Annotated in this window: 13 protein-coding genes; all 13 read right to left on the minus strand. The window is 40.8% G+C overall.

Features of this window, described 5'->3' with window-relative positions:
* Positions 1-30 precede the first annotated feature (30 nt).
* Positions 31-2130 carry a flagellar biosynthesis protein FlhA gene (flhA, locus tag QPX86_RS14520; RefSeq protein ID WP_220754742.1) on the minus strand — a complete coding sequence of 700 codons (2100 nt, stop codon included), beginning with the start codon at positions 2128-2130 and terminating at the stop codon, positions 31-33.
* A gap of 116 nt (positions 2131-2246) precedes the next feature.
* On the minus strand, positions 2247-3377 hold the full coding sequence (flhB, locus tag QPX86_RS14525) for a flagellar biosynthesis protein FlhB (protein WP_220754741.1): 1131 nt from the start codon (positions 3375-3377) through the stop codon (positions 2247-2249).
* A 7-nt stretch (positions 3378-3384) separates the two neighbouring features.
* On the minus strand, positions 3385-4191 hold the full coding sequence (fliR, locus tag QPX86_RS14530; RefSeq protein WP_220754740.1) for a flagellar biosynthetic protein FliR: 807 nt from the start codon (positions 4189-4191) through the stop codon (positions 3385-3387).
* Positions 4192-4194: 3 nt separating this feature from the next.
* On the minus strand, positions 4195-4464 hold the full coding sequence (gene fliQ, locus QPX86_RS14535) for a flagellar biosynthesis protein FliQ (protein WP_220754739.1): 270 nt from the start codon (positions 4462-4464) through the stop codon (positions 4195-4197).
* A gap of 12 nt (positions 4465-4476) precedes the next feature.
* Positions 4477-5223, minus strand: a complete 747-nt coding sequence (gene fliP, locus QPX86_RS14540) for a flagellar type III secretion system pore protein FliP (RefSeq protein ID WP_220754738.1) — start codon at positions 5221-5223, stop codon at positions 4477-4479.
* Between the two features lie 5 nt (positions 5224-5228).
* Entirely contained in the window at positions 5229-5657 is a 429-nt protein-coding gene (gene fliO / locus QPX86_RS14545; RefSeq protein WP_407696591.1) for a flagellar biosynthetic protein FliO, read from the minus strand.
* A gap of 36 nt (positions 5658-5693) precedes the next feature.
* Positions 5694-6080 (minus strand): flagellar motor switch protein FliN, encoded by a 387-nt coding sequence (gene fliN / locus QPX86_RS14550; RefSeq protein WP_220754737.1) that lies wholly within the window; start codon positions 6078-6080, stop codon positions 5694-5696.
* A 9-nt stretch (positions 6081-6089) separates the two neighbouring features.
* Positions 6090-7118 carry a flagellar motor switch protein FliM gene (gene fliM / locus QPX86_RS14555; protein ID WP_220754736.1) on the minus strand — a complete coding sequence of 343 codons (1029 nt, stop codon included), beginning with the start codon at positions 7116-7118 and terminating at the stop codon, positions 6090-6092.
* A 27-nt stretch (positions 7119-7145) separates the two neighbouring features.
* Positions 7146-7670, minus strand: a complete 525-nt coding sequence (gene fliL, locus QPX86_RS14560) for a flagellar basal body-associated protein FliL (protein ID WP_285163072.1) — start codon at positions 7668-7670, stop codon at positions 7146-7148.
* A gap of 97 nt (positions 7671-7767) precedes the next feature.
* Positions 7768-9384, minus strand: coding sequence for a flagellar hook-length control protein FliK (locus tag QPX86_RS14565; protein WP_285163073.1), 1617 nt, complete (start codon positions 9382-9384; stop codon positions 7768-7770).
* Positions 9385-9597: 213 nt separating this feature from the next.
* A complete protein-coding gene (gene fliJ, locus QPX86_RS14570) occupies positions 9598-10044 on the minus strand; it encodes a flagellar export protein FliJ (protein ID WP_285163074.1) in 447 nt (148 codons plus the stop codon).
* A complete protein-coding gene (gene fliI / locus QPX86_RS14575) occupies positions 10044-11381 on the minus strand; it encodes a flagellar protein export ATPase FliI (protein ID WP_285163075.1) in 1338 nt (445 codons plus the stop codon). The genes fliJ and fliI overlap by 1 nt, the downstream gene beginning before the upstream one ends.
* Complete coding sequence (fliH, locus tag QPX86_RS14580) at positions 11350-12468, minus strand: flagellar assembly protein FliH (protein WP_285163076.1); 1119 nt, start codon at positions 12466-12468, stop codon at positions 11350-11352. The genes fliI and fliH overlap by 32 nt, the downstream gene beginning before the upstream one ends.
* Positions 12469-12516: the final 48 nt, after the last annotated feature.

Consider the following 12516-nt stretch of genomic DNA (forward strand, 5'->3'; position numbering starts at 1 on the left):
TACGCACCTCTTTCAAACAGAAAGTCATCGCTATTGCCCTACAGCAGATACTATGCGTATTTGCTTTTCATCAGGTATTTCTTGGTAAGAAATAACCCGTAAATTCGGGATAGTATATTTAACAAATCGTGACAGCGTTGACCTTAGCATGCCTGATGTCAATAAAATGGCTGGTTGTCCAACCATCTCTTGCTTCTGAGAAGCGTCTAATAATGACTTCTGCATGCGTTCTGCAAGGCCAGGTTCTATATTTGGCCCTTCACCGCCTGTCGCTTGCATAGACTTGTGCAACATCTGTTCCAACTCTGGTGCCAATGTTATGACAGGAATTTCTAATTCCGGACCAGAGATCTCTTGAACAATCATTCGCTTCAATGCAATTCGAACAGCAGCTGTTAATACTTCCGTATCATTACTCTTTGTACCGTATTCTAACAGGGTTTGCACGATTGTGCGCAAATCGCGAATAGAAACTCCTTCATTAAGAAGGTTTTGCATTACTTTAACGACTGAACCTAAAGGCATGATGTCAGGAATAAAGCCATCAATTAATTTAGGTGAGTTTTTACCTAACATATCCATTAACTGCTGTACTTCTTCATAGCCTAGTAGTTTCGCAGCGTTGTTAGTCAATAACTGGCTTATATGAGTGGCGACAACCGTTGCGGTATCCACCACGGTATAGCCTAAGGTTTGTGCATGCTCTCGCTGCTCTGGAGCTATCCAAACTGCTTCTAAACCAAATGCAGGATCAGTTGTTTCAATGCCATCTAGCTTGCCATAAACCTGCCCAGGATTAATCGCAAGCTCGCAATCGTGTCTCACTTCAGCTTCACCTACAACGACTCCCATTAATGAAATCCGGTAGCAATTCGGTGACAAATCGAGGTTGTCACGAATATGAACTGCAGGCACTAAGAAGCCAAGTTCTTGAGATAACTTTTTACGCACACCTTTAATTCTACCGAGTAATTCACCACCTTGACCTTTATCGACTAATGGAATCAAACGGTAACCAACTTCAAGCCCTATAGTATCGACATGCTGTACATCTTCCCAACTTAACTCTTTTGGCTCAGTATCTTTTACTTCTGCAGGATTTTTCACTGCTTGCTCAAGAGCAGCTGTTTTGTTGTCAATATTACGCTTATAAATCATATAGGCAGCAAAGGCTGTAATAAAAGCAAACGTTAAGAATGCAAAATGTGGCATTCCAGGCACGATGCCCATAATAAACAATACGCCTGATGCAATCGCCATCGACTTATGGCTGACAAACATCTGACTTATCATCATGCCACCCATATCACCAGATTCATTTTGGCGAGTCACCATCAATGCTGCTGCGATAGATAACAATAGACCTGGTATTTGTGCCACAAGGCCATCACCAATAGTCAAAAGAGTATAGATTTCAACCGCGCTAGAGAAATCTAACCCATGCTGAACCATACCGATAACAAAACCACCTAATATATTAATGACCAAAATCATGATGCCAGCAATAGCATCACCTTTTACAAATTTTGACGCACCGTCCATCGCACCATAAAAGTCAGCTTCTTTAGTGACTTCGGCGCGGCGAACTCGAGCTTGATCTTGGGTCAGCGTTCCAGCGTTTAAGTCAGCATCAATGGCCATTTGTTTACCTGGCATTGCATCCAAAGTAAATCGAGCACTAACTTCAGAAATACGACCAGCACCTTTGGTTACAACGGCAAAGTTGATGATAATAAGAATAAGGAAAACCACTAAACCCACGGCATAGTTGCCACCAATGACTACAGAGCCAAAAGCTTCAATAACCTTACCTGCAGCATCACCACCGTTATGACCTTCTAATAGTACGATTCGAGTGGACGCTACATTCAATGCCAATCTAAGTAAGGTGGCGACTAAAAGTACGCTAGGAAATGCGGCAAAATCGAGTGGTCTATCAGAATAAATAGCAACAAGTAACACAACTAGCGCTAATGCAATATTGAATGAAAATAGAATATCTAACAGGAAGGCAGGCATGGGTAATACCACCATACCTAGAGCAGCAAGCACTAATAATGGCGTACCAACACCTTTAAAAGTACTGAACCTAACTTGCTTAACTTGACCTAATGCTGCTTTTACATCCATCAGTAGGAAACCTTTATAGTAATATTCTTGACGCCGACCTAGTCAAAATGCAATTACTAAGCCAAAAGAATATTATTAAAAGAACAGCAAGTTTAATTGAAGATTTTGTAAACGATTTAGTGTTTTAAATCATCTGGTATGGGTTGATTCAAAGGAATAGGTTTTGGACGCTTACCTTTGCCTTTTTGATATTGTTTTAACTGAAAAACATAAGCCAAAATTTGCGCAACAGCTGTAAATAATCCTTCAGGTACTTGTTGCTCAATTTTAGTAGTGTGGTAGATTGCTCGCGCCAAAGGCGGTGCAGAAACAATAGGAACTTCGTGCTCTCTAGCTATTTCACGAATTCTAAAAGCAACATCATCAACTCCCTTAGCAATTAAAAATGGTGCAGCAGATTGACTAACATCATATTTAACTGCAACTGCATAATGTTCAGGGTTGACCACAATAACATCAGCATTTGGCACCTCAGACATCATTCGCTTATTAGCCATTTCATGCTGCATCTGCCTAATTCGGCCTTTTACCTCGGGTTTACCTTCAGTGTCTTTGTATTCATCTTTAACCTCTTGCTTGGTCATTTTAAGCTGTTTATTGTGATTCCATATTTGAAACGGTACATCAATCACCACAATGATTAGCATTGAAGAACACAATAAAATGAACATCCAAACAAGCAGTTCTAATGCGTGATAAACGTTGCCGGGTAAATGATCGCTCGATAATGTCATTATCTCAAAGAAGTAAAAACTCAATAAGAAATAAGCTGACACCGCAACAACCGCAAACTTGGCAATCCCTTTTGTTAACTCAACCAAAGCTTGTGTGCCAAACATCCTCTTGAACCCTTTTGCAGGATTCATTTTGCTGCCTTTTGGCATAAAAGCTTTAACAGAGAAAGTCATTCCGCCTAAGATAATATTGCCAATAAATGCTATCAAGGCCAAAAAAGCGATAAAGCTAATGAGCGGAAAAGCAAGTTCATTACCTATCACGCCCCATACAAGAAACATTGAATTGGTATCGAATATTTGATCCCGTTCCATGGTCAACATTTGGGTCATCACACTATGCAAACTACGAGCTAGATTGGGCCCTACAATAGCAAAACCTACAGCAGATGCTAATAACACTGCTGCAGTGCCTAGCTCTTTGGAGCGCGCCACCTGTCCTTTATCTCGCGACTGCTGCAGTCGCTTGGCGGTGGGGTCCTCTGTGCGTTCTTGACCTGTATCTTCTGCCATCAGTAACCTACTGAGTTATTGAGCCGTCAATTTGACAGGTCAGTAGCAAAATATCACACATCAATATTTGGCCTTGTAGCCAAACCTCATCGAAATGAGCCATGATGGGTCCTAAAGTTAGCCATAAAATTAATAGCCCTGTCACCATAGTGACAGGAAAACCAATGGCAAAAATATTCAACTGTGGTGATGCACGGGTCATCACACCAAATGATAAGTTGATAAGTAACAGCGCCACAATAGCAGAAATAGACATGGTTAACGCTGCGCCAAACATATAACCACCAAATTCAGCTAACTTACGATAGTTAGTAATACTGAAACCTTGATTTGAAATTGGAATGGTATCAAAACTTGCCACCAGCATTTTGAACATTAGTAAATGTCCGTCTACCGCCAAAAAAATAAGTGTTGCTAGTAGTAAAAAGAAGTTACCCACTACAGGCGTTTGTTGCCCAGAACCTGGGTCAACCATAGATGCAAAACCTAAACTGGTTTGCATACCAATAATTTGACCTGTGAGTACAAAAGTCTGCATCACCAAAATGGTAACAAACCCCATCGCTGTGCCGATTAAAATTTGCTGAGCTGAAATAAACACAGCGCCTAATGAGAATAGTTCTATTGGTTCGACTGGAGCAGGCAAAACAGGTGCCACAGCGACTGTGATTGCAACTGATAAAAACAAACGAATTCTGGCGGGTGTGGTATTGGCGCCAAAAACCGCCATCACCATTAACATGGAAGATATTCTAAATAATGGCCACACATAGGCTGCTATTGTGCGGCTGATTTCTTCAAATAAAATTTCCACCAGTTAACCTATCACCATAGGGATCATATCCACCATGTTATAGAAAAAGTCCATCATGGTTTGTACTAACCAATGGCCTAAAAACATTAATGAAAATAGTGTCGTTAATAGTCTTGGAAGGAAGCTCAAGGTTTGTTCGTTAATCGAAGTCGCAGCTTGAAATACTGCCACAATTAAGCCAACAAATAGACCTGGTAAAATAATTGCCGCTACAATCAATACAATAACAGACAGGGCTTCACGAAAAATATCAATCAGTGACTCAGGTGACATCAGTAACGCTCCCTAGGTGCCGAAACTGTTTGCTAGCGTGCCCATGACTAATCCCCAACCATCTACTAGAACAAATAGCATAATTTTAAATGGCAGCGACACAATCATTGGCGATAACATCATCATCCCCATGGCCATTAAAATACTCGCCACCACCAAATCTAATACTAAGAATGGCACAAATAGCATAAAACCAATTTGGAAAGCGGTTTTTAGCTCACTAGTAATAAAAGCCGGAACCAACACACTCATTGGGGCTTGCTCAGGCGAGGTAATATTGGTGTAGCCAGAAATCTCTATAAAGGTTTCTAAATCAGTGGTTCTCACTTGGGAAAGCATAAATGCACGAAGAGGCTCTTTACCTACCTCGTAGGCTTGTTGCATGGTCAGTGATTCATTGATGTATGGCTCCACTGCTTGATCATAAATTTGATCAAAAACCGGCGCCATAATAAAAAATGTCATGAACATACTCATGCCTATGAGTACTTGATTAGAAGGTGTTTGCTGCAAACCTAAGGCTTGACGCAAAATAGATAGTACAACGATTATCCGCGTGAATGAGGTCAGCATTATCACCATTGCAGGGATAAAGCTCATTGCAGTCATCAGCAGCAATATTTGCATCGTTACTGAGTATTCAGTGCTGCCATCAGCACCAGTAGATACAGTAACGGCTTTTAAAATACCTTCTTCAGCAAAACTAAAAGGTGTAAAAAAAACAGCGGCAAATAAGGCAAGTACTATCCACTTTTTCATTATTGCTATTCCTTAGCCTGATCTTTTGCTTGCTGTTTTGCTTGCTTTAATCGACTGGCAAATGATGCTGTTTCGACATTAACTGCAGTATCAAGTTTTTCAATCAGGTTAACTTGTTGGGCTGTCACCCCAAGTAAATACTGCTGCCCTTCTAGCTCAACCAACACCAACTTTTCTTTTTGACCTAATGGTGTCATGGCGACAGTTTTGATGACACCTTGATTTGACTGAACCAAGTTAAGCTTTTTGACGATATAAGCTAATACAAAAATTATCGCAATAACAAGTATTAACCCTCCCATCATGCTAGATAATGCAGCAATATTTGATGTTTCAGCTCCACGAATTGCAACTTCCGAACTAACTGGTTCTGACGCTGTAACTTCGGTGACAGCAGCACTGGCAACGGTGAATAAACTAACTGCATTTAGCACAGGTGAATCCTTAACGCTTTTTATTGAGAATAGAGATTACTTTAGTTTTTTAATTCGTTCAGTTTGACTGATGACATCGGTTAAACGAATACCGAACTTGTCATTCACGACTACCACTTCACCATGAGCTATCAAGGTGCCATTGACCATTACATCTAAGGGCTCACCTGCCACTCTATCAAGCTCAACTACTGAACCCTGATTTAACTGAAGTAAATTACGGATACTGATAAAACTTCGTCCCACTTCCATTGAGATAGTGACAGGAATATCCATAATGCTATCAAGCTTGTCTGCTTCATCTTGAGAAATAGGCGCTGATTCATCCACTAATTCATCAAGTTCAACTTGCTCGGCAACATTTGCCTCTTCAAGGGCTTGTTCAGCCATTGCTGCAGCCCAATCGTCAGTATCATCACTCATTTTGTCACCTTATAATTCTGAAATATCACGCGCTTTGCTACTTTTGCGCGTAATTAGTTGTAACTCTGATTTAGCCGTTTCAGGGCGAGGAATTTTCTCGCTAATTTTCAACGCTAAATTATCTCGTGATTTACCCAATTTACATCGGTAAGTTGGTAAATCCTCAATGCGCATCATGATGTGTTCAGGTAGTTCAATCGGGATGACATCGCCTGCTTTAAATTCCATCACGTCTCGAAGTTTTACTTCGTGTTCAATAATATTTGCATCAATACCAACCTGTACATCCATAATCTCATCGCGTAATGCTTGTCCCCAACGCATGTCAGTATCTTGCTTATCACTTTGTACACCAGCATCAAGCAATTCGCGGATGGGCTCAATCATCGAGTAAGGCATTGTGATATGAAAATCACCGCCACCACCATCCACTTCAATATGAAAAGAGTTAATGACCACTACTTCTGTTGGACTAACGATGTTCGCCATAGCTGGGTTGACTTCTGAATCCAAATATTCAAATTCAACGTCCATCACTGGCGCCCAGGCATCTTTATAATCTTCAAAAATAATTTTTAACAGTAACTGAACAATACGTCTTTCTGTCGGGGTAAATTCACGACCTTCAATTTTTGCATGAAAACGACCATCACCACCAAAGAAGTTATCCACCAATATGAAAACAAGTCGTGCTTCCATTGTTATTAGTGCGGTACCTTTGAGTGGACTGAAACGCACCATATTAAGACTGGTCGGAACAAATAAGGTGTGAACATATTCACCGAACTTGAGCATTTGCACGCCATTAATCGATACTTCAGCAGCTCGGCGCATCATGTTAAACATGCTAATGCGTAAATGGCGGGCAAAACGTTCGTTAACGATTTCCAGCGTTGGCATCCGCCCACGAACAATTCGGTCTTGTGATGAGAAATCATAAACGCGCGTGTCTTCACCATCGTTTATGTCATCTTCATCAACATCATCGACCCCATGAAGTAGCGCATCAATTTCGTCTTGGCTTAATAAATCACTCACATCATCACCTTGTCTTATTTACTGGTGTTATTGCATAACAAAACCAGTAAATAGTACTTTCTCAACTATTTTTCGGCCAGCTACTGGTTGTAATGTATTTTGCACATTTAACAGCGCCAGTTGCCTTAATTCATCCTTACCAGCCTGAGTACTTAACTTTTGCACATCTGCAGCACTAAAAGTCGTTAATAAGGCATCTTCAATCAATGGAATATGCATTTTCGCAGTTTGACCATCGTCACCTCGCACCATTAGCTGCACTTTGATTTCAACTAAGCGTGCTCTGTCTACGCCAGGTAAATTAAATAGGAAAGGTCTCGGCATACCAACATAATTGGCTCTACCCTTTTTTGATTCATCAACAACAGTTTCAGCCGTAGCTGCGGTTCCAGGAGTTGCAGGAGTAGACTCGTCATCCCCACCTAAGAAAAATAATGCAACTCCAGCAATTAATGCTACTAACACTATGCCAATAACAATAAATATAATGAGCTTCTTCTTACTTTTCGGTTGATTATCCGTTGTTAACTCTAGAGATTCTTCTTCAGCCATCATTTATTCCATTTATGTGTTGCCATTTTGCTGTCAATCTTGTCCCGATTATCACACGGCTTTGACTGTCTTAACTTAATGGCTATAGATTACCGACTTAGGCGTAATAATCTATAGCTGAGTTACTACTCTTTGCATGTTTTGTCACTATGTCGAGCTCTTGTGCTGATATTTCATCCAACATGTTATCGCCAGTGCTGCTTTGTTCATCATATTCAGAGTTTTGCTGATTGTCGCCATCTTGAGAAACCTGACTATCTGCAAGTTGTAAGCCTTCTTCAGCCAACATGTCTCGTAACTTAGGAATTGCTTGTTCTATTAAGTCTTTTGTTTGCGACTGAGCAACTTGGAATTGCACTTGGGTTTGTTCACCATTAACTTGAACCTTCACCACCATATGCCCCAACTCAGCTGGATCAAGACGTATTTCAGCGTGTTGAACACCTTGGCCAACCATAGTGATCAATTGTTGTTTCATGACCGGAGCAAACTTTTGAATCATATCTTGCATTTGTACTGCAGACTCTGCACCTTGGCGTAATGAAAGTTGAAATTGAGGAACGTCACTTTTGTGTTGCGGAGTCAAACTGCTTTGGTTTTGTATAACCTGATGTTGAAGTGACTTTGAATCTACTGCATCACCTTCTTTTCCCGTTTCAGTCACTAACCCATTAATAGTGGAGTTACTTGCCGCATTGGCTAATGCATTATTAAATGCCACTTTTGATGTCGGTTGTTCTAACGAAACACTTAACTCGGCCTTGCTAAGATTGACTGGGGTACTATCTTTGTCTGCATTTTTTGAATTCAATTTATACGCTTCAGAAATCACTTTATCTTCAGCAATAGTTTTTTCTGCACTCGTAACTTGAGCAGCTGTAATTTGAGCATTAGCTATGGTTTGAGTCGTATTAGCTTGAGTAACGTTTACCTGAGTAGTGTTTACCTGAGTAGCAGTAGATTGGCCTACGTTTGATGGAATAGCAGCTTGAGTAGTTGCATCCCCTTTTTTACCTGCAGCAACATTTGATTCAGCAATACTATCTTCACCTATAGTATTTGTAGCAGTTTCAGCATTAGGTTTTACATCTGGTATTAAAGGTAAAGCCTGAGCACTTGCCGAATCAGTCTGCTGATTAAAGCTCATAATTAATGTGTTCAATTCGGAAGGGCTCAATCCTGCAAGCTCTTGCTCACTCATAGATGAAAACTGACTTAATGCATCTAATTGTTCAGTAGATAATCCATTTAGGAATGATGCGGTTAAAAATTCACTATCTTGACCAATAGAATCAACAGGTATATCAATATTCAACGAATCTTTATCTGTTGAATGCTGCGTTTCATCGACTAATGCTAATTCGCTACCTGTTTGAGAAAGCTCTCCTTGAGACAGCAACTGTAAGGAAAGTGCAGTCTCCGACGGCAAACCTTTGCCACCAACCTCAATATCAGATGTTGACTCAAAGTTTTCAGCTAAACCTATTTGAGCAAAAATCAACTCAACATCACCTTCTTTTGATAACGATTCTTTACTATTTTCTGCTGAAGTTTTTGCATTAGTTGTTAGCTTCGTTTTATCAACATCAGTTTGTGATGCTTGATTAAATGCTGATAAAAATGATTTACTTTCAGCATCTTGCACTGAGTCTGCAACTTGTGTATTGGCTGCTTTACCACTATTCCCAAGTAAAATACTGCTCATTTGTTGCATAATGCACTCCACTAACAATCATTCAAAATGAACTAATTGGCATAAAATCAAATTCAGAATAACAGTCACAAAGCTGACACTTTGATGACTAACTCTACAAGTAAGCAAATAAAATGCCAGCTTCACAAACTATGCGTATATAAGTAGCGAGTTATCCGTTCATTGGATATTAGTTGGCATGATGACTTAACAAATAAATGAGGCAGAATATGTCTATCGAGGTGTTTTGCGAATGAATTGCTGCATGGCAAATTCATCTGAGGCTTTTTGTTCACGTTTATTTTCAATCAACTGCGCTTTCAATGCGTTTTTATCGAGCAGCATTTCTACCGCTTTACGCTTTTGTTGTTTTTCTTGCCAATGCACTTGACGATAACCAGTTTGCTTTTCCGCTTCTTTTACAGCATTGACTTGTTGAATAAGGGCTTGATCGACTTGCTTAATGAACTCATGAAAAGAGTGATATTCACTGGCACTTAAGGTTTTCCCTTGGGTATCCCCCATTTGCTTCATGTATTCAAGGCGATAATTATTTAATGCATCAAGCTGACCTTGGCACTTTTGCTGCTCTAACTGAGCCGACTTTAATTGCAAGGCAGCTTGCTCTTCTGCTTCTTTATTTATTTTTAAGACTGTTAGTAAAGGGTCTGCGCGGCGCATTATTTACATTGGGCAGCGATTTGCCCAACCATTGTTTGGCTATCATTAAATGAAATAACGTCTTTAAAACCTTGCCTTAAAAACGCGTTCATTGCAGGCTGTAATCTAATGGCGTTATCGATACGAGGATCGCTACCTTGAGAATAGGCACCAATTGAAATCAAGTCGCGGTTTTGTTGATATGTAGAGTACATTTGCTTTACTAAACGCATCGACTCTAGGTGCTCTGGCGAAATGACCATCGGCGCAACACGGCTAATCGACTGTTCAATATCGATAGCTGGATAATGACCAGAATCAGCCAGGGTTCTGGATAAAACGATATGCCCATCCAAAATAGCCCTAGAAGCATCTGCAATAGGATCTTGCTGATCATCACCTTCTGTTAAAACTGTATAAAATGCAGTAATGGAACCTTGTCCAGGCCCACCATTACCCGCACGTTCCACTAAGCGAGGTAACTTAGCAAAAACTGAAGGCGGATAACCTTTGGTGGCTGGCGGCTCACCAACTGCCAGTGCAACTTCACGTTGGGCTTGAGCATAACGGGTTAAGCTATCCATTAATAATAAGACGTTGTAACCTAAATCTCGAAAATACTCAGCAATTCTAGTAGAGGTTTCACACGCTCGAAGACGCATTAATGGTGAGGTATCGGCAGGCGCTGCAACAACAACTGAGCGTGCACGTCCTTCTTCACCTAGAATTTCTTCAATAAACTCTTTCACCTCACGGCCACGTTCACCGACTAACCCTACAACAATGATGTCAGCTGTTGTTCCACGGGTCATCATGCCTAATAACACACTTTTACCCACGCCAGAGCCTGCAAACAACCCCATACGTTGCCCTTTACCCACAGTGAGCATGGCATTAATTGCTCGAACCCCTACATCTAAGGGTTCTGATATAGCTCTTCTTGCTAAAGGGTTAATTGGCGGCGCATGACGAGAGGCTTGTTGATCTGTATTTAACGGTCCTAAACCATCAAGGGGCATGCCACTACCATCGAGCACTCTCCCAAGTAAACTTAATCCAACATTTAAACCTGATTGCTCACCTAGTGGTTGCACTCTAGCACCAGGTAAAACACCTCTTAATTCATCAACAGGCATCAAGTATAATAGTTCGTCATCAAAACCTACCACTTCAGCAACTAGTTCCCCCGCCATCGTTTCAATAGAGCATAAACTGCCTACGGGCGCTCTACAGCCAGTGGCTTCGAGCGTTAAGCCTACTACTCGTACTAGCTGACCACTCGCTACCGGTCTTAGAGGATTTACTTTTTGACTTTGAACTTTAAGTTTATTCAGTAGCTGATGTTGACGGTTTTGCATCGTCTCGTACCTCATCAGTTTCTAACACTTTGGGTTGCTTGTCTGCGCCATTTTCAATTGCTGTGGTGTGATGAGATTCAACTGAAGAATCTGCAACCTGGAAACTTTGATCTTTTATAGGTGATTCTTCTATTAATGGATCATGACGACCTGGTTCTTGCAAACTTGTATCATTTTCACTGATTTCTGCTTCAGTAGCTTCAGTAATTTGAATATTTTCCGTCGTTAAGCTTGAAGATTGCCTTTCGGGTAAATGATCCACGACCTCAGTCGTATATTGAGGGTGTTCAGCTTTTATCGTTTGCACATTAGCCTGAATCCCCCTGGCTTGTTCCTGAAGCTCATGGAGTACCTGACGCATTCTTTCTTCAACACGGAGATCGACACTTGAACGCAAACTGTTAATAATGCAATCACCCGGATTAAGGGATGGGTCAGCTTCAATATCCCAATGATTTTTCTGTAATTGTGCATCACTGTATAATTCAGTCACTAAAGTCGCATCATCAGGATGTAATCTAAGCTTAACCTGCTGATCTTTTATAGGGAGAGAGTCAACACCTTGACGAAGCACTGATAAGATATGTTCGGGATGAGTTTTAAGTTCGTGACCGACAATTGATTTTGCAAGATTAATAGCCAAATTTAGAACTTCTGCTTCAATTTCAGCATCAAGTAGCATCAGGGGTTGCTCAAACTGTTGAACGAGTTGAGTTAACCGTTCAAGTACTTCATTCGCTTTAACTTGGCCAACTTCGTAGCCTTGTTGCTCACCTTGAGCAAAACCCTCAGCATGCCCCTGTTCCAGCCCTTCAAGTTTACCTTGCTCAAGGCCTTGGTTATGACCTTCAATTTTACCTTGCTCGAAGCCCTCTTGTTCAGCTTCGACTCGTATTTGCTCAATCTCAGCCATAGTTGGCGGTAATAGTGGTTTTTCATCAGTTTGAGCGGGCGAATTTTGACTACCAAGATGACCAAATAAATTCGAAGGTGAATCCGTTTGCTCTTCGGTCACATCAGGCAATTGCCAGTGACTGAAATCTAAGTCATCATTTTCGATTGATTTTTTGGTTTTAGATTCCGTCATGAACTGGCCTAATTTTTACAGCAATTAATTGATATTATTGTGCGGTTC

This window comes from Shewanella goraebulensis (assembly GCF_030252245.1).
Lineage (GTDB): Bacteria > Pseudomonadota > Gammaproteobacteria > Enterobacterales > Shewanellaceae > Shewanella > Shewanella goraebulensis.